Below are 25,137 nucleotides of genomic sequence, written 5' to 3'. Positions count from 1 at the left end.
ATTAATATGAAAAAATTAATGAATGATTCTAGATATGTTGTTGAAGAAATGGTGGAAGGGTATGTCAAGGCGCACCCCGACTTGATCAAACAGTTACCAGAAAATGATAGAGCATTAGTGACTGCGAAGGAAACACGCGAAGGGAAAGTTGGAGTTCTAATCGGTGGTGGTTCTGGACATGAGCCTGGATTCTTAGGTTATGTTGGTGAAGGAATGGCTGATGGTGTAGCGGTTGGTAACATTTTTGCATCGCCTTCCCCAGATCCAATCTTAGAAGTTACGAAAGCAATTGATAAAGGCGCTGGAGTTGTTTATCTATACGGAAACTATGCTGGTGACGTGATGAACTTCGGTATGGCTGCAGAAATGGCGGACTTAGAAGAAGACATTGAAGTTGGTATGGCTTTAGCGACAGATGACGTCGCATCAGCTCCTAAAGAAGAAAAAGAGAAACGCCGCGGAATTGCTGGTGAGTTTTTCATTTTTAAAGCGACAGGGGCAGCTGCTGACTTCGGTTATAACTTGGAAGACGTTGTCCGCGTTGCTAAAAAAGCAAACGAAAATACTCGCTCCATGGGTGTAGGTCTTACTCCTTGTTCGTTACCGCAAACTGGAGAGCCAAGCTTTGAAATTGGCGATGATGAAATGGAAATTGGATTAGGACACCACGGAGAGCCGGGAGTCGAAAAAGGCCCACTTCAATCGGCAGACGAGGTTACAGAACGCTTAGTTAATGATATTTTAGAAGATATTGAAATTAATAGTGGTGACAAAGTTGCGGTTTTAGTAAATGGTCTTGGTTCTACATCGAGAATGGAACTATATACAATGTTCCGCAAAGTTGAACAAATGCTAAGTGAATTAGGTATTGAAATATACCGTTCTTATGTTGGAGATTACATTACATCCCTTGAAATGGGCGGAGCATCTATTACTTTAATGAAATTAGATGATGAATTGATTAAAACAATTGATCATCCAGTAAATTGCCCAATGTTTGTTCAAAAATAAGGAAAAGGAGTTTTCAAAATGCAATTAACAGCTAAAGAATTAAAAGCTTATTATAAAGAGATTGTTAGTATGGTGGAGGAACAGAAAGACTACCTTTGTGAACTTGACCGTAAGATCGGTGATGGAGACCATGGTGTGACAATGTCTATCGGTTGGCAAGCTGTCAATGAGAAACTTGACAATGAGCTTGTTGCTGAAGAAGATTGTGCAAAAGTAAGCATTATGGTAGGGAAAACATTTTTGAGTGCTGTAGGTTCCTCTGTAGGCCCACTATATGCAACAGGATTCATGAGAGGTGCTAAAGCAGTTAAAGGAAAAACAGTCATTGAAGATAAGGACTTGGCGGAGTTCTGGATTGCTTTTGCAAGAGGAATTAAAGAGCGTGGTCAAGCTGAAGTGGGAGATAAAACTATGGTGGATACGCTTGAGCCATTTGCGAATGAACTGGAAGCAAAGTTTGCAGAATCTGGAGAATTTCTACCTGCATTTACGGACGCTGTCGCAGCTGCTAAAGCTGGAATGGAATCAACGAAAGAGCTCGTTTCTAAAAGAGGCCGTTCCAGCCGTCTAGGAGATCGCTCTATCGGCGCCCAAGACCCAGGCGCAACTTCTGCCTATATGATCTTAGCTACTTTTTTAAACTTTGTTCAAGCTAAAACCGAACAAGCTATTTAAAAACAAAGGCGCAGGAGTTATCACAGCATTTTTATTAGTTTCTTTTATTATAAAAATAAAAAATAGAACCAGAGGTGTTATTTCTGGTTCTTTTTTATCGAAAAAACACTAAATACGAAAACAAATGAAAGTAAATAAGTGATAATAAAAATATATAACTTGATAAATGATAAAAAGTATATTAAAATGAAAGTAAGTAAAAGGAAATGCATGAATATGGAGGAATGTAAAATGAAAATTGCAATCGGCAGTGACCACAACGCATTTCAATTAAAAGAAACAATTAAAGAGTTTTTAGCAGATACAAAGCACGAGGTAATCGACTTCGGTTGCTACTCCGAAGATGCAGTAGATTATCCAGACATAGCATTCCAAGTTGCAGAAACAATCAGTGAAGGAAAAGCGGAAAGAGGTATTTTAGTTTGTGGGACTGGTATTGGTGTATGTATTGCAGCAAATAAATATCCAGGAATCCGCGCGGGACTTGCTCACGATGTTTATTCAGCAGAAAGAGCACAGTTAAGTAATAACGCACAAATTCTTACAATGGGATCACAAATTGTTGGACCGGAAGTTGCAAAAAAGGTTGTTGAAGCATATTTGAATGTATCTTGGGAAGAAGGTTCTAAACGCAAAGTGGATAAAATTGTTGAAAAAGAAGCAGAGTTCGTAGGGGAAAACTTTAAAGAAGCGGTAGCTGGAAGTAATTGTGCAGTTAACTAAACATGCGAATCGAGGAGAATAAGCATGCAATCATTATTATTGGACTTTTTAAAAGTAACTGAATCAGCTGCAGTCGCCGCTTTGCCATGGGTTGGTAGTGGCGACAAAATAGCGGCTGACGGAGCTGCAACAAATGCAATGCGGGAAACCTTGAATAAAATGAAAATGCACAGCAAGATTGTAATTGGTGAAGGTGAGATCGACGAAGCCCCGATGCTCTATATCGGTGAAGAGCTTGGAAAAGGTGGCAGTCACGAGGTCGATATTGCGGTAGATCCGATTGAAGGAACAACACCAACTGTTAATGGTCAAGGAAACGCGATTACGGTAATCGCAGCGGCTGAGAAAGGGGCACTGCTTCACGCTCCTGATATGTATATGAAGAAGATGGCTGTCGGACCAAAGGCGAAAGGGCATATTGATTTAGATGCACCAATCGAAGAAAATATTAAAAATGTCGCAAAGGCGCTTGGAAAAGAAGTAACAGAGCTGAATGTTCTGATACAAGACCGACCGAGACATGAGGAATATATTGAACGAATTCGAGAAACAGGTGCTAAAGTACGTTTGTTTCATGATGGTGACGTCATTTATGCGATTGCCACTTGTATTGAAAGTTTGGGTGTCGACATGTTCCTTGGAATTGGAGGTGCCCCTGAAGGAGTGCTGGGGGCAGTTGCCGCGCGTTGTATGGGTGGAGAGATGCAAGCAAAACTCTTACCACGCAATGAGGAAGAAATTGCTAGATGCATAGAAATGGGGATCAACAATTTCGAAAGCGTTTTAACACAGGATGATTTAGTGCGCACAGATGATTGTCTGTTTGCAGCTACTGGAATCACCGATAATATTATCATCGACGGTATTGAAACAAATGATGGGAACTATCACACTTCTTCTATTCTCGTAAATGGCAGAGAAAAACAAGTGAGATATGTGAAAAGTGTTTATCCAGTGAAAGCGATCGTTTAGCACAGTAAAATCTTAGGAGGTTTTTTAAATGGATTTCTATTTAGACACAGCAAATATTGAAGAGATCAAACGAATTAATCGATTGGGATTAGTGGACGGTGTTACAACAAATCCTTCCATTATTGCAAAGGAGAATAGAGATTTTAAAGAAACGATTAAAGAGATTTGTGAGCTTGTGGATGGCCCAGTTAGTGCTGAAGTTATCGGACTTACCGTGGAGGAAATGGTGGCTGAAGCACGTGATATCGCAACATGGGCCTCAAACGTCGTTGTGAAAATCCCGATGACGGAGGCTGGATTAGAAGCGGTTAATATTCTTTCCAAAGAAGGTATTAAGACGAATGTTACGCTCATTTTTTCCGTATCCCAAGGACTGATGGCAGCCAAAGCAGGCGCAACTTATGTTAGCCCATTTGTCGGTAGAATCGATGATATTGGTGAAGATGGACTGGAATTGATTCAGAACTTGAAAACAACGCTTCAGAATTATCATTTCAATACGAAAATCATTACAGCAAGTATCCGGACGATTAATCACTTGGAAAAAGCAGCTATAGCCGGGGCACATATTGCGACGATTCCCGGGTCCCTATTACCGAAATTATGGAAGCATCCATTAACGGATAATGGAATTGAGCAATTCTTAGCTGATTGGGAAAGTGTTCCAAAATAAGCTTACGAGCTATAATTGAAAGGGATGATAACGTATGACTACTTCAACTGTTTCTGTAGAACAACTATCAATCAATACCATCCGCACACTTGCTATTGATGCGATCGAAAAGGCGAACTCTGGACACCCTGGGCTTCCAATGGGGGCGGCTCCGCTTGCTTATACGCTCTGGACAGATTTTATGACGCATAACCCAAAACATTCTAAATGGTTTAATCGGGACCGATTTGTTCTTTCTGCAGGACATGGGTCGATGCTTTTATATAGTTTACTACATTTATCAGGCTATCATGTGACGATGGATGATTTAAAGAACTTCCGTCAGTGGGGTTCGAATACACCTGGTCACCCGGAGGTACGCGACACAGATGGTGTTGAGATGACGACAGGACCGCTTGGACAAGGGATCGCCTCTGCAGTAGGGATGGCGATGGCTGAAGCCCATTTAGCTGCTACGTATAATAAGGAAGATTTCCCTGTAGTTGATCACCATACATTTGCACTTGTTGGAGACGGTGATTTAATGGAAGGAATTTCACATGAAGCAGCCTCCCTTGCAGGACATCTCGGTTTAGGTAAATTAGTCGTTCTATATGACTCGAATGATATTTCTCTCGATGGGGATCTCGACAGGTCATTCTCTGAAAGTGTCGAGGGGCGGTTCCGTTCCTATGGCTGGCAAGTTCTTCGTGTGGAGGACGGTAATGATGTAGGTGAACTTCGTAAAGCGTTGACAGAGGCGAAGGAAAATAAGGACCAGCCAACATTAATTGAAGTGAAGACCGTAATCGGTTACGGTTCACCGAATAAAGGCGGTTCCTCCGATTCTCACGGTGCGCCACTTGGTAAAGAAGAAGTGAAGCTCGTAAAAGAAAATTATAACTGGGAGCATGAGGAATTTTTCGTCCCAGAAGATGTGTATGAAGATTTTAACGAAAAAGTAGTCCGTAAAGGTACGCAGGCTGAGAAAGAGTGGGACGCGTTAATTGAAAAATATAAAACTGTTTATCCAGAACAGGGCAGGCAGTTACAATTAGCAATCAATGATGAACTTCCGGTTGATTGGGATAAAAACCTGCCAATCTATGAAGTCGGCTCATCGCTAGCAACACGTGCTTCCTCAGGAGAAGTTTTGAACGCGATTGCCCAAGCTGTTCCGAACTTTATCGGCGGTAGTGCAGACCTTGCAAGTTCGAATAAAACGATGATTGATGGGGCGGGTGACTTCACAAAAGCGAATTACGCTGGAAGAAATATTTGGTTCGGAGTACGTGAATTTGCGATGGCAGCAGCGCTTAATGGAATGGCACTGCATGGCGGCTTAAAGGTATTTGGTGGAACTTTCTTCGTGTTCAGTGATTATTTACGTCCCGCTGTTCGTTTATCAGCCCTAATGAAAACACCTGTTACGTATGTTTGGACACATGATTCAATTGCTGTAGGAGAAGACGGCCCAACGCATGAGCCTGTTGAGCAGTTAGCATCATTCCGTGCAATGCCAGGCTTATCGGTGATTCGTCCAGCCGACGCGAATGAAACCCAGGCTGCTTGGCGTCTTGCTGTGGAATCAAAGGATGAGCCGACTGCGCTTGTGCTTACACGTCAAAACCTTCCAACATTAGAAGGTACGAAGGAAAAAGCTTATGACGGTGTAAGAATGGGAGCTTATGTTGTAAGTGAAGCGGAAAAGGAAACACCGGATGCTTTAATTCTTGCAACAGGCTCTGAAGTGCAATTAGCAGTTCAGGCGCAGGCCTCTTTAAAAGAGAAGGGGATTGATGTCAGAGTCGTCAGCATGCCGTCTTGGGACCGTTTCGAGGCTCAAGAGCAGGCTTATAAAGACAGTGTGCTGCCTCCTGGTGTTAAACAGCGTCTAGCTATTGAAATGGCTTCTTCGCTTGGCTGGGACCGTTATGTAGGTGATGAGGGGGATATCCTTGCCATCGACACATTTGGTGCCTCAGGTAATGGAGAACGAATCATCGAAGAGTATGGCTTTACTGTAGAAAATGTTGTAAAACGCGTAGAAAGATTAGTGGAACAGTAAAATAAGAAACAAAAAAAGATGCCTTGGACTAGGCATCTTTTTTTGTTATGTTAAAACCAAGCAATAAATCTTCGGTCAACAAGTCGATCTACTGTTTTTTAGAAAATAATATTTACCATCTGCAATCATAGCAATGGTGAATGTTAGATTCTCCTCTACTTTGAGATCTGTCACAGTAACAGATCTCATACATATCATTTCCATATTTGTACGTAATTTCACAAGATAGGTGTAAATCTAGTAATCCGCTTCACAAAAAATAATACATATATAGCCTTAACATGAATCGAGCCGAGTTCAAGGCTATACCCTAATTTAAACGATTATGTCACGTATGAACTTCCTGCCCTTTCTGAAAAAATGTGACCCTATCCTTGACACACAAGGTGTCTCGGCGTTTCCTGTTTTGACAAAAATAATGGGATTTTAAACTTAATTACGAGTAACCTTGAATTATTTATAAAAATTGCCCATAATTAAGAGATAACTAAGCTTTATAGCTTTACTAGAGGTGACAATGAATGAGGAAGATTAGAAGAAACGAACCGTGTCCTTGTGGGAGCGGGAAAAAATATAAGAGATGTCACGGTGCAGCCCGTGTAATGGAGGTTGATCCTACTCGATTTAATAATCAACTAGATGAGCTTCATCGGGGATTGTACCGTTTTGCCATGCAGAACTACCGCGGGGAACTTGGGGACATGATATCGCGACATCCGAAGTATTCACCGATTGAAGACGAAGAACGAATGAATTTATACAAGTTGGGTTTGACTGCCTGGGCCATGATTCATGAACCAATTGAGCATGACCAGACAGTTTTTGACATATATTATGAAGACCAACGAAATAAAACGAAAGACGCGAGAGTGAACCGGGCATTTACAGCTTGGCAGGATGTCACACCATCCATTTATGAAGTTGTTTCTATAACGGATGAAAAATTTCATATACGGGATATCCGAATAAATGAAGAGACGACTGTAAGAGCGTATGAAATGAGCAGCGTAAAGGAAGGCGATTTTGTAATCGGCATGCTGCTTCCGTTTGTACAGAGGCATGAATTCCTATTGGCGATGTTTGAATTGTTCGGTGCGGATGAGGAATTTATTGATAGAATAAAAGCTTTGAATGATGAGGAGTTTACGAAAGAATATCCTGCCATTTTAGCACATGCTTTAACGATGGAAAACACACCATCTGAGCCTGCAATTGAACCGGCAGCCGAAGCATCATCCGAGGAAATGCTTTGGGATAATCCATTATATGGTAAGGTTGCGGAAATATTTGAAGAACATATGTTGAAAAAAGAATTTGATGAAGAACATATAGCACAAGGCCTTGAAATCTGGAAAACATTTACGGAAAAAGAAAATCCAACCTTCAGAAAACCGGAAAGTTATGCAGCTGCCCTTGACTATGTCCTCCAGCAAAGAGTACTCGGACAAGCGAACCAGTCACAAAAAGAACTGGCTCAAATTTATGGTACAAGTCCTACTACCATATCCAATAATCGCAAAAAAATTATCGAAGCAATCGCGTAATTATCGTGCCTGTCATGCCTTAGATTTTGTCAAAAAAGGTGTGGCAGGCATTTTTTTGATTGCATAAGAAATTGCATAAGAAACTATAATTGATGCTGGTCTAGATTGGAATAAAGTAACGCAACTGTTCTGTGAGTGTGGTCGGGTTCTTTTATTCGTCGGAAGGAAAGATGGGATTGATCGGCAATACCAGGTGGTGAAGTGTTAGACATATTAAAAAAGTTTCAATGTCTCGAAATAGGGAATAGTATATATAGGTCCTAATAGAGCCTGAACATTAAAAAAGGAGAGATAGTATGGCAATTGAACATGCACATTCGCATAGACATCCCGAAGAATCGGCAGCAATTACATTAAATCATCTCGTGGCAAATCTCGGAGTATTGTACGTAAAACTTCATCAATATCATTGGCATGTGAAAGGACCGCATTTCTTCACTTTGCATGCTAAATTTGAGGAACTTTACAATGATACAACAGGCTACTTTGACTCGTTTGCAGAACGTTTACTGCAGCTTGGTGAAAGACCTTATTCGACACTCCAAGAGTTTAATGAGCATGCCTTCATCAAGGAAGAGGTTTATCAACAGGAAATTCATGCAGATAAAATGGTGGAAGATCTCGTAAATGATTACCGTGCGATTCGTGACTATACGGTAAAAGGAATTGAACTGGCAGGTAATGAAGGAGACACGGTGACGGAAGATATGCTGATTGAATATAAGAATAATCTCGACTTCCAGTTGTGGAATTTGCAAGCTTATCTTGGTAAAGATGCAACAGAGGGCGAGTAAAACAAAACCCCCTATTTACTTGAACAAACTGGCAGTCTAATGGGTGATTAGAACCTTCTAATCGCCCGAACGAGTTCAACTCAAGCTCATCCGGTCGATTAGAGCACTCCTAATCATGAATGAGTTGTAATCTATCTCATCCGGTTGATTAGAAGGCTTGTAATCGCCCAAACGAGTTCAATCCTACCTCATTCGGTCGATTAGAGCACCTATAATCGCCCAAACGAATTTCAAATTTATCTCCTTCGAGTGATTAAAACTCTTTAATCACCCGAACGAACTCGAATCTGGTTCAAACGGCAGTGAAAAAATAAAAAAAGCAATCATTCCCCACGTTGAAGGGAAGTTGCTTTATGATAAGAAGTGGGACAATAATCAAAACGTCTCGCTTCTTTTTTATTCGGAAAATATTTGTCATGTCAAGCTCTAAGTCTGAACAATTTGTATACTGGAAATAGTTATTATTATAAGTATAATAGACTTAAAGTTGATATTTTTGACAAAAATAGTTCATGTTTATGGGGAGGAGTGTTGGTATGGAAGGGAAAAAGAAAAAACAGGAATGGCGCTTTTCTGTTGCAAATAGGGAGGCGCTTATAGGATGCGGGCTTGCTATATTCAACTTTATCTGGTGGTATGGTTTTGCCTATGGACTTGGTTCGAAGCCACCTGAGGAATATACATATGTTATGGGATTTCCTGCGTGGATTTTTTACAGTTTAATATTTGGAACGCTAGTGATGTTTGTTGTTGTCATTTTAGTTGTTAAGTTTTTCTTGAAAGACATTTCACTAGAAGATGACGATGAAGATACAAAGGAAGATGAGGTGATGAAAGGATGAACTGGGCGGTAGTTACCCCTTTATTAATTTTTCTTGTCGTAATTTTTATTATCGGTATGTGGTCCAGTAGAAGATTATCGGAAGCGGATGGGTTCCTGAGTGATTATTTTCTAGGCAGCAGAGAATTCGGTGGCTTACTGCTCGCGATGACGATGGTTGCTACATATGGAAGTGCGTCAAGCTTCCTTGGCGGCCCAGGTGCTGCCTATACGATTGGGTTTGGTTGGGTGCTGCTTGCAATGACGCAGCTCGCGACCGGGTATTTCGTGTTGCTTATTCTTGGGAAAAAGTTCGCAATCGTTGCAAGGCGGTATAATGCGGTTACGCTAATTGACTTTTTAAAAGAAAGGTATAAAAGCAAGACGGTTGTGCTGCTTTCTGCATTTAGTATTATTGTTTTTATGTTCGCTGCGATGGCGGCTCAGTGGGTTGGAGGAGCTTATTTAATCCAGTCATTAACTGGAATTAGTTATATTGGCTCTCTATTTATTTTCACGATTTCGGTACTCGTTTATGTTACGGTTGGTGGGTTCCGAGCCGTTGTAGTAACGGATGCGGTCCAGGGGGTTATTATGGTCGTTGGTACATTGGTACTCCTTGCAGCGGTTATTATTGCCGGAGGTGGGTTATCCAATATATTCGCTGATTTAGTCGCAATTAATCCGAATTTAATTACCCCATTCGGTCATGACGGTTCCTTGACGGCTGCTTACGTTTCGTCTTATTGGATCCTTGTTGGAGTAGGAGTTGTAGCACTTCCGCAAATCGCAGTCCGTGCGATGTCCTATCGTAATTCGACAGCGATGCACCGCGCGATCATCATTGGAACAATTGTCACTGGGACGATTATGCTTGGCATGCATCTGATTGGGGTATTTTCCCGTCCAGTATTGCCTGGTGTTGAAGTAGCGGACCAGGTAATTCCGCTCGTTGCTTTAGAAGTGTTGCCTCCATGGCTCGCCGGAGTCATCTTATCTGCACCACTTGCAGCAATCATGTCAACAGTGGATTCGCTTCTATTACTCGTTAGTTCATCCGTTGTAAAAGACGTATATATCAACTATATGAAACCGAAAGCAACAGATCAACAGATTAAAAATGTAAGTATGGGAGTTACTGGAGTAATTGGGATTGTCGCTTTCATTCTTGCAATCAGTCCGCCTGAATTACTTATTTACCTGAACTTATTTGCTTTTGGTGGTTTGGAATCAGCCTTCATGTGGCCGCTCATTATGGGGCTTTACTGGAAATATGCGAACAAGACTGGTGCCATCGCATCGATGATTACAGGGATCGGTTCTTATATCGCTATTCATTATTATAACCAGGCATATGGCGACTTGTTTGGCGTCCATACGGTTACCGTGCCGGTTTTCCTATCCTTGATTGTGTTTGTTGTCTTCAGTTTGATCTTTAAGGAAGAAGCGTACGAGTTTCCAACAAAAAATATTAACAAAGGAGCATAGGTAGGCCATGCCTGTTTTTAAAATCAGGCATGCCTCTTATGAATAGATCGGATCCCCGGAATAGATGGGATTTGCAACATAGAGATAAAGAAAAGGGGAGTGAGGTTTGTGAAAGAATTACTGAGTTGGGAAGAATGGGCAGAACTTGATGCGACAGGTTTAGCCGAGTTGATTCGGGAAAAAGAAGTGACCCCACAGGAAGCCGCGCGTCAAGCAGCAAAAGGGATTGAGGCATTGAATCCTGAAATTAGTGCAGTTATTGAAGTATTTGACGATGTTGTGGAAGATCCACTGCTAGACGGAATGAACCCGGATGGCGTGTTTGCCGGTGTTCCATTTCTGATGAAGGACTTGGGACCGACGATAAAAGGTCGACTTCAGGAGATGGGTTCTTTACTTATGCAAGGAAATCGAGCAGAAAAGGATAGTTTTCTAACGACAAAGATTCGCGATGCAGGTCTGAATATTATGGGAAGAACAACGACTCCCGAACTAGGTCTATGCAGTTCCGCGGAAAATCCGGATCTCTATGTGACGAGGAACCCGTGGAATCTTAATTACACGACTTGCGGTTCTTCGGCAGGCTCGGCTGCTTCTGTTGCGGCTGGCATTGTTCCAATTGCTCATGCGACAGATGGTGGGGGCTCAATTCGAATCCCGGCGGGAGTGAATGGAAATATCGGACTCAAGCCATCCCGAGGAATTTTTTCCTTGGCTCCCAATGGTTCCGATTTAATGAGTGTTGTGTCGAGTCAAGGAGCTCAGACTCGTACAATTCGGGATATGGCCGCTTTTGTCGATCATACGAGAGGCGGGGCACCTGGTGAGTTCATGCCGTTTTGGCACCCGGATGAATCTTATACGGAACTAATTAAAAAGGATCCGGGGAAATTGCGGATTGCGGTATCGCATGAATGGGGCAACTATCAAGCGACACCTGAAATTGTTGCCGAACTGAAAAAAACAGCAAAATTCCTCGAAGAATTAGGACATGACGTCGAATGGACGATTCCGGATATTGATTTCCATGCTGCATATAAGGCACAGACGGAGGCATATATCATGAATTTTTCCCAAACGATTTCTGAAATTTTAGAAGGGAAAGATTTAGAAACACCACCTGCTGAATTAGTGGAACCGATGTGTATCCGGGTGTGGGAGGAAGGAAGACATGCAACATATGGTGAACGGGCAAAAATGCAAGCGCTTTTTAACCAGCTATCCAGGTCAACAGCTGCATACTTTGAAAAATGGGATATCATTCTGACACCGACGATGGCACTTCCGACGCCACTTGTTGGAACGACAGAATACTTGACGATAAGTGATAATCCTTCTGTTTATGACTGGTTCCATAACCTCTGGAGTATTTTCTCCTATACGTCGATTGCAAATATTTGCGGGATCCCGGGAATCTCACTTCCGGTGGCACAACTTCCTAATGGTTTACCGTTTGGAATGCACGCACTCGCCAAGCAAGGAAACGACGGTCTGTTGCTTCAGCTCGGTGCTCAGCTTGAACGAGCGCTCGATGGGAAGTGGAACCATGGAAGGAAGCCGGATATCCATGTTACTAAAATACAATCCATGCAGAAGCAATAAATATAATAGACTTTGTAAAAGAGGATGAAAGAGATGAGAGAATACAAGATTGCGGTATTACCCGGAGATGGGATCGGTCCAGAAGTGACAAGGGAAGCGGTAAAAGTCCTTGAACGAATTGCTGAGATGGATTCTAGCTTCCGTTTTAAAACGAAGAATTTTAATTGGAATAGTGAATATTACTTAGAGCACGGGAAAATGATGCCAGAAGATGGACTTGAGCAGTTAAAAGAATTTGATGCCATTTTATTCGGTGCGATTGGGGATCCTCGAGTGCCAGATCCAGTTTCGATTTGGGAATTAATTTTACCAATACGGAAAAACTTCCAGCAGTTTATTAATTTTCGCCCGGTTAAACTGTTGCAGGGCCTGGAAAGCACATTGAAAAAAGAGGTGCCGATTGATTTCGTTATTGTCAGGGAAAATAGTGAAGGAGAATATACAGAATCAGGTGGAGCGATGTTTCATGGGGAAACCCGAGAAATGGCGTTACAGAACATGGTGATGACACGGCAGGGTGTCGAACAGATTGCTAGATTTGCTTATGACTATGCTCGTGCAAATGGCAGGGAAAAAGTGACGAATGCAACGAAATCGAACGTCATGCTTCATACGATGACGTTTTGGGATCGACTTGTGGAAGAAGTGGCAGCGGAAAATAAAGATATTGATTATGAAAGATATTATATCGACGCACTTGCTGCTTACTTTGTCCAACGTCCCGAAACCTTTGATGTCGTATTAGCTTCGAACCTTTTCGGGGATATTTTATCTGATCTTGGATCAGCAATTGTCGGTGGTCTTGGTCTTGCGCCATCTGGAAATATTAATCCGTTGGGTGAATTTCCTTCGATGTTTGAAGCAGTTCATGGTTCTGCGCCTGATATTGCAGGAAAAGGGATCGCAAATCCAATCGCTCAAATTTGGTCAGCTGCCCTAATGCTCGAACATCTTGGAAGGAAAGATCTCCATGATCTCGTTTTACAGGCGATTGAAGAAGTGTTAGTTGAGAAAAAAGTACTGACGCCAGATATTGGCGGAAATGCGACAACAGCAGATGTTGGCGATGCAATTAGTGACAAACTGGAACGAATTGGAGGACTTTTATGACAATAACAAAAAAAACAGTCATTGTAACAGGTGCTGGCGGCGGTATGGGGCGAGCTACGGTGGAACATTTACTCGAAGCAGGTGCAAACGTTGTCGGGTGCGATTTAAATATTGCAGCTTTAGCTGAACTTGAGGAGAATCCCCGTTTTAAAGCTATGAAAGCAGATTTGCTTAATGAAGCTGCTGTACAGCATATTTTTGCGCAGACAAAGAGTGAATTTGGTTCTATCGATGGACTTGCGAATGTGCATGGGATTGCGCAACATGCGACACCGATAGAAGACTGCAGCCTTGCCGAATATCGAAAAATAATCGATGTGAATATGACTAGTATCTTTTTAACGTGCCGGGAAGCCGCTGCTTATATGAAGGAACAGGGAAGCGGAAAAATTGTCAATATCGGTTCTGTTTCGACGACACGGCCACGACCTGGACTGCAGGCTTATGTTGCTTCGAAAGGCGCCGTAGAGTCCTTTACAAAAGCATTAGCTTTAGAACTTGCGCCATATCAAGTGAACGCGAATGTGCTCCATCCGGGACCAGCTGACACGTCAATGCTTGGTGAGTTTACTGCTGTGGGTAGCAGTGTTGACGATACCAAAAAGGAAGTCTTTGAAAGCAGTGTACCACTTGGCAAATTACTGCAACCGGAAGACATCGCTAAATCGGTGAAATATTTATTGTCTGATGCGGCAGAAATGATAACCGGAGCTGTTTTACATGTTGATGGCGGGAGAAATATATAGTTTCAAAAAAGGGGAGACACTTGGTGAAAACATATGAAATGTATATCAATGGAGAATGGACGAAAAGTGCGAACGAAGCGGTAATTGATGTGCTGAATCCGTCAAGCAGTGAGAAAATCGGTGAGATTCCTCGAGGTACGAAGGAAGATGTGGACCGGGCTGTTCGAGCTGCAGCTGCTGCATTTCGCACGGAGGAATGGCGTTCGTATTCGGCATTTGACCGGGGAGATCTTTTATTTGCAATTGCCGATAAAATGCAGGAAAGTAAGGATGAATTAGCGGAGCTTGAAACAACGGATGTTGGAAAGCCGCTCTCCCAAGCGTATGCTGATGTGGATGCGGCGATCCGCTACTTCCGTTTTTATGGTGGAGCAGCTGATAAAGTAATGGGGGATACGCTTCCAATCCAAGACGGATTGCTTGATTATGTTGTGCGTGAACCGGTTGGGGTGACGGCCCATATCATTCCATGGAATTATCCGCTGCAAATTATTTCTAGAAGTGTTGCGGCAGCAATTGCGACAGGGAATACGGTTGTTGTAAAAAGCGCAGAGGATACACCGCTTACCGCGCTGCGCCTCAGTGAATTTTTTGCTGAGTTAGACTTACCTGCTGGAGTGTTCAACCATGTAACAGGTTACGGGTATGAAGCAGGAGCTGCTTTAGCAGGTCACCCACTTATTAATCAGCTAACATTCACTGGTTCGGTTGCTACAGGAATTTCCGTTGGTCAAGCAGCGATGGCGAATGTCGTGCCAGCCACGTTAGAGCTTGGTGGGAAGTCTCCGAATATCGTGTTTGCCGATTGTGATGTAGAAGCAACCGTTGCCGGCGTTGTCCGTTCGATTATACAAAATGCAGGCCAGACTTGTTCTGCAGGGGCACGGTTGCTCGTTGAGGAATCATTCAAAGATGAATTTTTGAAAAAGGTGATTGAACAGTTCGGTAAACTAACGATCGGTGCAGGTATCGAGGATAAAGATATTGGTCCGATTTTAAATGAAAGGCAATTTGACCGGGTGATGGGGATGATCAATATTGCTCGGGAAGAGGGAGAAATTCTTTTTGGTGGCAATCAAATGACTGTCGAAGGATTTGAAAATGGATTTTATATCGAGCCGACGATTGTCGATGGAGTAAGTCCACACAGTAGAATTGCCCAAGAGGAGGTATTTGGTCCGGTGCTTACCGTGTTTACGTTCAAGGACACGGAAGAAGCGTTAGAACTTGCAAACAGTACGGATTATGGGTTAGTTGCCGGCGTTTGGACGAAAGATATTAACCGCGCTCATTACTTAGCAAGCAGAATTGATTCCGGTCAGGTGTTTATCAACAATTACGGTGCTGGGGGTGGTGTTCAAATGCCATTTGGCGGCTACAAAAAGAGCGGGTTCGGCAGAGAAAAAGGTTGGGCAGCACTGGATAACTACACGACGTTAAAAAACGTGGCAGTAAAGTATAGATAGAATACAGAAGTGAAAACAGACCATTGTTTTCACTTCTTTTTGTGAATTATTTTTAGAAGGGATTGCTAGAACTATGGAAACCAAACTGATCGATGCTCATATCCATCTTGATTTTTACACCACTGAAGAACAAAAGCAAATAATCGAGTCATTGGACAAGCATCAGATAGAAGGCCTTATTACCGTTTCACAAAATCTCAAGTCCGCAAAATCAAATCTCGCTTTATCCAAAACATATTGCACTATCCAACCGGCCTTTGGATATCATCCGGAACAAACTTTGCCTTCAGAAAAAGAAATAGTCCAGTTGACGGAATTTATCTTAACACAGGAACAAGACATGGTTGCAATTGGAGAAGTAGGGCTACCTTATTATTTAAGACAGGAGACAGATCTTAAACTTGAAGAATATATCAACCTGCTCGAGCATTTCATCATGCTTGCCAAGCGAACAAAGAAACCAATTATTCTCCATGCCGTTTATGAAGATGCACCAGTTGTTTGCTCTTTACTTGAGAAACATTCGATCGATAAGGCGCATTTTCATTGGTTTAAAGGAGATGATAAAACAATGCAACGGATGCTTACGAATGGCTACTTTATTTCTGTAACGCCGGATATCGTATATAAGCCTAAAATTCAGCGAATAGCCAAACAATATCCACTTGAACAATTAATGGTGGAAACGGACGGTCCTTGGCCATTTTCCGGTCCTTTCGAAAATAAACGCACTCATCCCAAAATGTTGCATGAGTCGATAAAGGTGATTGCACACTTAAAACAAATCGATAGAACAGCGGTTTATCAGCAAATTTATGAAAACACGAGAAGTTTTTTCACGCTTTAGCTTTGACGACTATTGCCGAAATCGCGTCACGAAAGACATGACTAAAAAAGGTATGTTATAATATTCGAGCGGTGTTTTTCTTCAGGCGGAATGTTTTTTTATAATTTGATACACATTAAAATGTGTGCTTCTTTTTAACCTATATTATCCTACACCAAGAGAAAGGAGTTACATATATGGAGTTTACTCTATGGGATGTTCTGACGGATTTAGGACTATTATCGTTGTTATTGTTAGTAGGAATGGTTTTACGTGCAAGGGTAATATTTCTGCAACGTTCTTTTATGCCGGCAAGCATTATCGCCGGAATTTTGGGCTTGATACTGGGACCGAATGGTTTTCAAATCATCCCGTTTTCTGATTTTATCGGAACATATCCGAGTGTTTTAATTGCTATTGTTTTCGCTTCCATACCGTTGTCATCAGAGAAGTTCGATTGGCGGAAAGTCATGGACAAGGTTGGTGGTTTTTGGTCCTATTCGCAAATCATCATGTTATTGATGTGGGGACTAGGTTTAATGTTTGCACTAATTTTTCTCGTACCTACATTCCATGTCCATGATGGATTTGGTTTATTATTAGCTGCTGGTTTTGTCGGGGGACATGGTACTGCTGCAGCACTTGGCGATGCTTTTCAACAGCAGGGATGGGAAGAAGCGACTTCCCTTGCGATGACTTCCGCAACAATTGGTGCAATTGTCGCTATTGGAGTAGGGTTGCTTTTAATCCGTTCTGCGGCAAATAAAGGTGAAGCGAACTATATTAGCCGGTTTGAAGAACTGCCTACAGAATACCGAACCGGTCTGTTGCCAAAAGAGAAAAGAACTTCGATGGGGAACGATACAGTTTCGAGTATTTCCATCGATCCCCTTGTATTTCACTTGGCGCTCGTGCTGCTTGTAGCAACCGGGGGTTATTTTTTAAGTCAATTTGGTGAGCGGTTATTTCCGCAACTTACGATTCCAGCGTTTTCTTTAGCGTTTTTAGTCGGTTTATTTTTAAATATTATGATTCAAAAAGCAGAAGTGGATCATTATATTGATAAAAATGTTATATCAAAAGTGAGCGGAAGTGCGACAGATATCTTGGTAGCTTTCGGAATCGCATCGATTAACTTAACAGTCGTAGTGGAGAACATTGTGCCATTCTCAATCCTGATTATATTCGGAATCCTCTTCTCTTACTTTTTCTATAAAGTCGTTTCTAAGAATTATTTCCAAGAGAATTGGTTTGAAAAAGGTATCTTTACTTGGGGCTGGATTACTGGTGCAGTGGCAATGGCGATTGCTTTGCTGCGGATAGTTGATCCAAAAATGGAGAGTAAGACGCTTGATGAATATGGCTTGGCCTATATACCAATCGCGCCAGTTGAAATTATGCTCATTACCTTCTCGCCAATGTTCATTCTTCATGGCCGTCCGTGGTTGTTCGTCACGATAACGGTCGGATTGTCCATTCTCATTATCCTATTTTCTATCCGAAGGGGCTGGATTATGATAGGGGAAAGAGAAAACGGATAAACGGGAAAACCATTGATTAGAAACTTAGTCAATGGTTTTTTTATTGGAAATTTCCCCGATTTGTATGATGTTATGCTAGTATGAAAGTAAGTTTCTAAAAAATGTGAGTAATATGTTAACGAGTGTTTTAAAGGGGGAGAAATAATGGATTTAAAATTAAAAGGGCAGTCCGTCATTGTAGCTGCGAGCAGTAAAGGATTGGGTAAAGCAATTGCATTAAAATTTGCTGAAGAAGGGGCGCATTTTCTGATTTCCAGCAGGAGGGAAGAGGAATTGAAACTTACCGCAGCTGAAATCAGGAAGAAAACAGGTAATGAAAAAGTCCGCTATAAAACATGTGATATAACGGATGAATCGCAAATTAAAAAGTTAGTGGGAACAGCTATAGAATGGAACGGGAAGGTAGATGTACTGATCAATAATGCTGGCGGCCCACCTGCTGGAACTTTTGATAAGTTTTCAGACAGCGACTGGCAAGCTGCTTTTGAGTTGAATCTTACGCGGGAAGTATTGCCTTCCATGCGGGAGTCAGGAGCAGGGAGAATTGTTAATATTGCATCCTCATCTATTAAACAGATATTGGATAATCTAATTTTATCCAATACATTTCGTGCCGGAATTGTCGGCCTATCGAAAAGTCTTTCTCAAGAACTGGCAGGAGACAATATTCTTGTTAATACCATTGGTCCGGGCCGGATTGCAACAGACCGAGTGCAGGAATTGGATGAAATACGAGCGGATCATAAAGAAATCAGCTATGAACAACTCCGGAATGAAGTCGAACGATCGATCCCGATTGGGAGATACGGAGAACCCGAAGAATTTGCGAACATGGTCGTTTTCCTTGCGTCCGGTGCTAACTCCTATGTCACTGGTCAGAGTCTCGTTGTTGACGGAGGTCTTGTAAAGGCATTGTAGATGAGAAAACCAGCATTACTTAAGTAATTTATGAACTATGTGATTGTGTACACAAACAACCCGCTTGTCGATATTTCCCGGGAAATAACAACAAAAGCGGGTCTTTTTATTCAGGAAGAAGTGGGTTCTCCTTTAATAAAGTAAAACTTCATTCAGTGGAGAATTCCTTCCCCCCACTGAAAGTTAGTTGAACAGAATCAGGTATTTACGGACTGTATATCCCCCCAGCTCCACATGTTGTGTTTCCCCCTATGTTTGGAAGAGGGGATATTACAGACCGTTAATGCGTGATAAATTCCCACAAGCCATCAAAAACTTTCGCATCATACAAAGAAATAATTAGAACAAGGCTGATTGGTCCAATAATAAGGCCAATTAAACCAAATAGTTGCAGACCTGCAAACAAAGATACGAGAATGGCGAGCGGATTTAACTTCATACTGGATGATAGTACTTTCGGTTCGGCAATTTGTCTGACGGTTACGGTGGAGCCATATAGAATGAGAAGGCCGATCCCCATAAACAAATCCCCGGTAAAAAAACTATATATACTCCAAGGAATCAAGATGAGCCCTGGTCCGAAATATGGCAATAGATCGATGAAACCAAGAATTACAGCGATAGTAAGTGACTGCTCCACCTGCAATATCCATAAACCGATGAAACTGACTAAAGCAGTAAGAATCATTAAGATGATTTGGGATTTTAAAAAGCCGAATGTTTTTCGCTTTAAATCACGTAAGACATTCCAGGTCTTTTTTTGGAAAATGAGCGGCAACTTATTTTTATAAAGGGTGGCATATTTCTTAGAATCTTTGCTGATGAAATAAATTGCAAGAATAGAAAAAATAATAACTGTAAATGTAATGGGAAGGGCACCGATAAAGGTGGAAAGGCCGTTAGCAATACCCTGACCAATCCTGCCGAGTAAGGCGGCGACATTGCTACCGATAATTTGAATCCCTTCCTGCAAGGCTTGGCGCTGCGAAGAATCGAGGTTGTCTATAAAGCCAATGCCTTGATCCCATAATGGTAAAATGACATCATTGAAATATAACTGGATATTTACGGAAACTACTTCAATTTGATTCGGGATATAATCCGACAGGTATAAAAAACCGTCAATGGTCTTTTTGATAAGGATCGTCACAATGCTTCCGATAATTCCAATAAGGAAAAGGATTCCGGTTAATACGGCAAGTGGTCTTGGAAAACGTAAATATCTTTCAACAGTATTAACAATCGGATTGATTAAAAAGGCAAGTAAAGCGGCGATTAGAAAAGGATATGTAAGTCTAAGAAAATGATATAGTAAAAATAAGCCAATTGCGGAAATAAAAGCTAGAAATAGGATGCGGAAAATTATTTGGATCGCTGGGTGTTTCATAAGCGGAGCTCCTTTCAATCGCTTGGAACATAATTTGCTATCTGTTAATAAAAATAGCGAAAATTCATTTGTTTTTATTTTTATCCTATCATAATTTCTTGGCTTTAACTAGAATGAGTCGCGTCTATATAAAGAAAGGACGTCACGTAAGTAACATGAACGTCCTACTTAGTTAGCTATATAATTTTCCGTATAAAAAGGAAGAGAGTCTTTGTTGAAAGCTACCCCGACAACGAGGGTTCGGTAGCTATTATGCAACTTGTTTTCACGGTGACCAGGTGAATTCATTAAACCTTCATGGGCGAAAATACTGCTTTGTTGACCGGCTGCGAGATTTTCCCCAGCCCTTTGGTAGGCAACAGCATCTTCTGTTAAGCGGTCAAATGGGGACTTGCCTTCCAGATTTGTGTGGCTGAAATAATTATTTTCTGCCATATCCTGACTATGGGCGCGGACCGTTTCTAAAGCGGATTCTTCCCAATCGAGAACAGAAAGCCCGTGTTTTACCCGTGCCGCATTGGTGAGATCAAATAACTGATATTCGAATCCCTCTCTTAATTCTTCGCTCGGCATTCCAAAATAGTTTTTCTTCTGTTTTTCCAATTGCTTATCAATAATCAGAATAGCGGTCACTGTATTATTCTGATGAACATCATAAAATATTGTCGTGTAACTTTGGTCAATTTCGAAAGTATGAAACTCCCCGTTATCCTGAATTTCGTAATTCACTAAACCTTTTCGGAGCGTTTGCAGTGGCTTAGGCAATACGGAAAGCACTTCTTCCCGCGTGCTTTCAAATGTAATTCCATTACTGGAAGTAAGCAAATCTTGATTCGTATATAAACCATTGACTCGGTCGTCGTCATCATAAGAAATCATCATGAAATGTTGGTAATTCTGATGATACGTGACCCAGTCCACACCATATTCATTCCGTGTCGTTCTTTCAGGTTCACCAATCTGTGCTTCAACATCCGCCCGCAAATCACCAAGTTCAATGCTATGAATAGAAAATAAGTGATCGGAAGGAGCTGATAACTCGGGTTTCTCTAGTTGAATTGGTGAATCTTGATCTTGAAAGGTTTCAGAAACTTTATCAGAAAGTAACCGAATCTCCTGTCCAATCCAATCGATCGTATTGCTAACAACTGGATGCTCGCCGATTCGATAAATATCTGATTGAATATTTTCAAAAACTCCGCCTACTCCTGATTCTTTAAAACTATCCCCATAAAAATGCCAAAACAACCCGACAATAAGTAACAAAACAATAAATCTCCGTAAAAAAGTCAAACTCCCACTCCCATCTATTGAGACTAGGGTCAGTGCACATGTCCCAGTTCATAGCAATCATTCTAGCCACATTGCTGCCTCACATACTTGCAAAGCATCTTCTTTATTTTATCATAAAAGATATCAAGCTAGTGTGATGTAAACTTACAAAAATATGGAAAAAAACAGGGAATATTTTATCACGTATTAACGGTCTGTAATACGCCCGCCTCTAAACAAGAGGCTGATAGGAAAACAACTGGGGTTTATTTTCCCATTCGTATGTTCATCTTACTTAAATGAGAAAACAACTTGGTTTTATTTTCCTATTCGCATGCTCACCTAACTTTAATAGGAAAATAACTGTGCTTTATTCTCCCATTAGCATATTCACCTAACTTAAATGGGAAAACAACTTGGTTTTATTTTCCAATTCGCATGTTCATCTAACTTAAATGGGAAAACAACTGAGGTTTATTCTCCCATCAGCAATACCCATCTTACTTTAATGGGAAAGCAATAGGGAACTATTTTCCCATTTGCATGATTTTCTCACTTAATTGGGAAGGTATGCGTCTGCCGGGAAACTGAACGGTAATCAGGGCACCAATATAATGACCGAGCAAGATACTTACGGTGAATGAAAGTAAGAGGGATTAAAAAAAGTTTCAAAAACCCCTTGACATCTTCTTGGAATTATCTTAATCTTATTTCTAATAACTTAATTAATCTGCGTTGATGAAGAGTAGTAATTTATTCAGACACTTAAGAGAGCTGGTGGTTGGTGTGAACCAGTGTGGAGCGGATAAATGAATGGACTTCGGAGCTTCCAAACCGAAACGGCAACTGGAGTAGGCTTTGGCGAATACGTCTCATCGTTATCTGAGACAGGTGTTAGGCAATTATTGCCCGACATGTTGAGTGAGCTCTTACAGCTAATAAAGGTGGTACCACGGTCCCTCGTCCTTTTTCGGATGAGGGACCTTTTTGCATTGTTGGAATGTCAAAAAAACTAAAAATAAAAATATAAAAAAATCGTAAAGTAAGAGTAGTAAACAGTCGCTTCAAGCGTTCCAGAGAGCTGGTGATGGTGAGATTCCAGCGCGCTCGTGACTGTTGAATGGACTTATGAGAGGGTTTCTGAAAAAGCAATCGTTGTTTGAGTAGGAAAGCACGGGTTTCCGCCGTTACACGGATAGGATATCGAAGGAACGAAATGTAATCCTTCCGTATCCGAAAAAGATGAAAAGAATATTCTTTTCCAAGTGAGGTGGCACCGCGGTCCCATACGTCCTCTATAAACATGCAAGTTATGTTTATAGAGGACTTTTTTTATTTACACAAAAGGGGTGAAAGACAAATGATCTTATCGTATCAATATGAAAAAATACCGGCAGCTGGAATGTCAGCTTTAAAGATTTTCAAAAACTTGAAATCCCGAAAAAAGATCTTGCTTGAGAGTACGAGTTACCATGAACAAAAAGGAAAATTTACTTATCTCGGAGTTGATCCGTACGAAGAGGTTATTGGCAACCAAGGGAAAACTACGATAATAGATATTCAAACGAATACGACGAGACAACTCGAAGAACATGCACTCGACTATTTGAAAAAGCAGCTACCCGACATGGAAACACATTTACCAATCCCGTTTTTCGGCGGGGCGGTCGGCTATGTCGGATATGATTTCATTTGTAATTTGGAAGATATTGCTCTGCCAAGTATGGATGAGTTACAAATGCCCGACGTTCATTTCATGTTATTTAGAAATATTATCGCTATTGATCATACGAAAGATTGCTTATATCTTATTGCAGTCAATCCGGATCAAGACCCTAACGTATTCCTGGATGAAGAGCTCAAGAAACTAAAAAATTTACTTCAAACTGATATGAAAGACAGCAATATAGCTTTTCCCAATATAGATTTCAAGTCTCAAGAAACAGAAGCAAGTTTTACAGAAAAACTGTTGCGGGCGAAGGAATATATCGAACGGAAAGAAGTGTTACAGGTCGTACTATCACAGCGAATGCAAGCAGACATTAGCGGGAACCCGGATTTCCCATTTGCCTTTTATGAGAATTTACGCGCATCTAATCCGTCGCCATATATGTTTTACATTGATTTTGCAGATTATATTTTGCTAGGCGCGTCACCAGAAAGTTTACTGCAAGTAACTGGTAATGAGGTGGTTACGAATCCAATCGCTGGCACAAGACCAAGAGGTGCGACACAAGCGGAAGATGCGAGGCTAGAGGCTGAACTTCTTGGAGACGAAAAGGAACTTTCTGAACACCGCATGCTCGTTGAACTTAGTAACGAAGATCTTGCGAGAGTTTGTAAGGAACAGACAATCGAACTTACAACCGATATGATCATTGAGAAATACCAGCATGTGATGCATATTGTTTCCGAGTTAAAGGGTGAGTTACGAGAAAATTCTTCAAGCGTCGATGCATTAATATCTTTGTTACCTGCAGGGACTGTTTCCGGAATGCCGAAACAGCGCGCGATGGAGATTGTGAATGAACTGGAGGAAAAGAGGCGCGGCCCTTATGGCGGGGGAGTTGGTTATATCAGTTTCAACCGGGATTTGAACATCGCACTTACGATTCGCACGCTGATTATCAAAGGAAAATCCGCATATCTCCAAGCTGGGGCAGGGATTGTCCGTGACTCGGTAGTGAAGAAAGAATACGAAGAGACATTGCATAAAGCGCGGTCATTAGTAGAAGCCGCATACACGTTCAGTTAACAAAAAATCGTAAAGAAAGGAGAACGAACAAATGAAGACATATCTTCAAAAGTTGATCAACAAGGAAAATTTAAGCCGGGAAGAAATGAAAGCAGCTGCAAGCCATTGTTTTACGAGTGCAGTGACTGAATCGGAAATTGCCGCATTCCTTATTGCACTCCAAGCAAAAGGTGAAACGGCCGATGAGATTACTGGTCTTGCGGAGGTAATCCGAGAAAAGTCATCCTTCCAGACGGAGAACACATTAAATGTCATCGATAATTGCGGTACTGGTGGGGATCGGTCAAATAGTTTCAATATCAGTACAACCGCGGCCTTTGTTATGGCAGGAGCGGGGATTAAAATTGCGAAGCACGGCAACCGGAGTATTTCCAGTAAAACGGGTAGTGCAGATGTACTCGAGCACTTAGGCGTCTCTCTTTCCTTTTCAAAGGAACATATTGAGGAAATGCTTGCGGAGAACAATATTGCATTTTTATTTGCTCCCCATGTTCATGAAGTGCTGAAGCCTTTTTCCATTGTCCGTCAAAATCTTGGCGTACCGACGATATTTAATGTCATTGGCCCACTGACAAATCCAATTCAGCTGGAAACCCAGTTAGTCGGAGTTTACCGGAAAGATTTGCTTGAGAAGGTCGCAGAATCATTGAATAAGCTAGGACGGCGCAGGGCAGTGGTCGTGACCGGGGCAGGTTCACTTGATGAGGCATCCTTAGCTGGTTTGAACAACTTGATTGTTGTAGAAGATGGCAAGCTAACACCGATGA

21 protein-coding genes and 2 other annotated features are annotated in these 25,137 nt (G+C 41.6%); of the genes, 19 read left to right on the top strand and 2 right to left on the bottom strand.

The window, feature by feature from the left end:
* The first annotated feature begins 6 nt into the window (after window positions 1–6).
* From IEX94_RS03430 to IEX94_RS03350, 17 genes are all read left to right on the top strand, one after another.
* The gene (locus tag IEX94_RS03430) at window positions 7–1,011 is read left to right on the top strand and encodes a dihydroxyacetone kinase subunit DhaK (protein WP_188856032.1); all 1,005 of its coding nucleotides are present in this window, start codon (window positions 7–9) and stop codon (window positions 1,009–1,011) included.
* An 18-nt stretch (window positions 1,012–1,029) separates the two neighbouring features.
* Window positions 1,030–1,686, top strand: a complete 657-nt coding sequence (gene dhaL / locus IEX94_RS03425; RefSeq protein WP_188856031.1) for a dihydroxyacetone kinase subunit DhaL — start codon at window positions 1,030–1,032, stop codon at window positions 1,684–1,686.
* Between the two features lie 231 nt (window positions 1,687–1,917).
* Window positions 1,918–2,409: a ribose 5-phosphate isomerase B gene (gene rpiB / locus IEX94_RS03420; RefSeq protein ID WP_188856030.1), complete on the top strand. Its 492-nt coding sequence runs from the start codon at window positions 1,918–1,920 to the stop codon at window positions 2,407–2,409.
* Between the two features lie 24 nt (window positions 2,410–2,433).
* On the top strand, window positions 2,434–3,381 hold the full coding sequence (gene glpX, locus IEX94_RS03415) for a class II fructose-bisphosphatase (protein ID WP_188856029.1): 948 nt from the start codon (window positions 2,434–2,436) through the stop codon (window positions 3,379–3,381).
* A gap of 28 nt (window positions 3,382–3,409) precedes the next feature.
* The gene (gene fsa / locus IEX94_RS03410; protein WP_188856028.1) at window positions 3,410–4,054 is read left to right on the top strand and encodes a fructose-6-phosphate aldolase; all 645 of its coding nucleotides are present in this window, start codon (window positions 3,410–3,412) and stop codon (window positions 4,052–4,054) included.
* A 34-nt stretch (window positions 4,055–4,088) separates the two neighbouring features.
* Window positions 4,089–6,101, top strand: a complete 2,013-nt coding sequence (gene tkt, locus IEX94_RS03405; protein ID WP_188856027.1) for a transketolase — start codon at window positions 4,089–4,091, stop codon at window positions 6,099–6,101.
* Window positions 6,102–6,622: 521 nt separating this feature from the next.
* Window positions 6,623–7,645 carry a YecA family protein gene (locus IEX94_RS03400; RefSeq protein WP_188856026.1) on the top strand — a complete coding sequence of 341 codons (1,023 nt, stop codon included), beginning with the start codon at window positions 6,623–6,625 and terminating at the stop codon, window positions 7,643–7,645.
* Window positions 7,646–7,941: 296 nt separating this feature from the next.
* The gene (locus IEX94_RS03395) at window positions 7,942–8,439 is read left to right on the top strand and encodes a Dps family protein (protein ID WP_188856025.1); all 498 of its coding nucleotides are present in this window, start codon (window positions 7,942–7,944) and stop codon (window positions 8,437–8,439) included.
* Between the two features lie 536 nt (window positions 8,440–8,975).
* Complete coding sequence (locus IEX94_RS03390; protein WP_188856024.1) at window positions 8,976–9,281, top strand: YhdT family protein; 306 nt, start codon at window positions 8,976–8,978, stop codon at window positions 9,279–9,281.
* The gene (gene panF / locus IEX94_RS03385) at window positions 9,278–10,747 is read left to right on the top strand and encodes a sodium/pantothenate symporter (RefSeq protein ID WP_188856023.1); all 1,470 of its coding nucleotides are present in this window, start codon (window positions 9,278–9,280) and stop codon (window positions 10,745–10,747) included. Before IEX94_RS03390 ends, panF begins: the two co-directional genes overlap by 4 nt.
* 108 nt (window positions 10,748–10,855) lie before the next feature.
* Entirely contained in the window at window positions 10,856–12,349 is a 1,494-nt protein-coding gene (locus IEX94_RS03380; protein WP_188856022.1) for an amidase, read from the top strand.
* Between the two features lie 33 nt (window positions 12,350–12,382).
* The gene (locus IEX94_RS03375) at window positions 12,383–13,459 is read left to right on the top strand and encodes a tartrate dehydrogenase (RefSeq protein ID WP_188856021.1); all 1,077 of its coding nucleotides are present in this window, start codon (window positions 12,383–12,385) and stop codon (window positions 13,457–13,459) included.
* On the top strand, window positions 13,456–14,205 hold the full coding sequence (locus IEX94_RS03370) for an SDR family NAD(P)-dependent oxidoreductase (RefSeq protein ID WP_188856020.1): 750 nt from the start codon (window positions 13,456–13,458) through the stop codon (window positions 14,203–14,205). Before IEX94_RS03375 ends, IEX94_RS03370 begins: the two co-directional genes overlap by 4 nt.
* A 23-nt stretch (window positions 14,206–14,228) precedes the next feature.
* Complete coding sequence (locus IEX94_RS03365) at window positions 14,229–15,671, top strand: aldehyde dehydrogenase family protein (protein ID WP_229782542.1); 1,443 nt, start codon at window positions 14,229–14,231, stop codon at window positions 15,669–15,671.
* A gap of 73 nt (window positions 15,672–15,744) precedes the next feature.
* Complete coding sequence (locus IEX94_RS03360; RefSeq protein WP_188856019.1) at window positions 15,745–16,518, top strand: TatD family hydrolase; 774 nt, start codon at window positions 15,745–15,747, stop codon at window positions 16,516–16,518.
* Window positions 16,519–16,694: 176 nt separating this feature from the next.
* The gene (locus IEX94_RS03355; RefSeq protein WP_188856018.1) at window positions 16,695–18,038 is read left to right on the top strand and encodes a sodium/glutamate symporter; all 1,344 of its coding nucleotides are present in this window, start codon (window positions 16,695–16,697) and stop codon (window positions 18,036–18,038) included.
* A 144-nt stretch (window positions 18,039–18,182) separates the two neighbouring features.
* Window positions 18,183–18,956, top strand: a complete 774-nt coding sequence (locus IEX94_RS03350; protein WP_188856017.1) for an SDR family oxidoreductase — start codon at window positions 18,183–18,185, stop codon at window positions 18,954–18,956.
* A 280-nt stretch (window positions 18,957–19,236) separates the two neighbouring features.
* Here IEX94_RS03350 and ytvI read toward each other — a convergent pair whose 3' ends face one another.
* Together ytvI and IEX94_RS03340 are read right to left on the bottom strand one after the other, a co-directional pair.
* Window positions 19,237–20,343, bottom strand: a complete 1,107-nt coding sequence (ytvI, locus tag IEX94_RS03345; protein ID WP_188856016.1) for a sporulation integral membrane protein YtvI — start codon at window positions 20,341–20,343, stop codon at window positions 19,237–19,239.
* A gap of 168 nt (window positions 20,344–20,511) precedes the next feature.
* Window positions 20,512–21,636 carry a CAP domain-containing protein gene (locus IEX94_RS03340; RefSeq protein WP_188856015.1) on the bottom strand — a complete coding sequence of 375 codons (1,125 nt, stop codon included), beginning with the start codon at window positions 21,634–21,636 and terminating at the stop codon, window positions 20,512–20,514.
* 705 nt (window positions 21,637–22,341) lie between these two features.
* Window positions 22,342–22,586: a binding site (T-box leader), on the top strand.
* 58 nt (window positions 22,587–22,644) lie between these two features.
* Window positions 22,645–22,914, top strand: a binding site (T-box leader).
* 61 nt (window positions 22,915–22,975) lie between these two features.
* Between IEX94_RS03340 and IEX94_RS03335 the strand changes: the two genes are divergently transcribed.
* Window positions 22,976–24,370: an anthranilate synthase component I family protein gene (locus IEX94_RS03335; protein ID WP_188856014.1), complete on the top strand. Its 1,395-nt coding sequence runs from the start codon at window positions 22,976–22,978 to the stop codon at window positions 24,368–24,370.
* A 31-nt stretch (window positions 24,371–24,401) separates the two neighbouring features.
* A partial coding sequence (trpD, locus tag IEX94_RS03330) for an anthranilate phosphoribosyltransferase (protein WP_229782541.1) occupies window positions 24,402–25,137 on the top strand: 736 nt, incomplete at its 3' end.

The organism is Oceanobacillus indicireducens (assembly GCF_014647195.1).
GTDB classification, from domain to species: Bacteria; Bacillota; Bacilli; order Bacillales; family Amphibacillaceae; genus Oceanobacillus; species Oceanobacillus indicireducens.
Note: the sequence above shows the minus strand (reverse complement) of the source record. Positions and strands in the feature narration are given on the sequence as shown.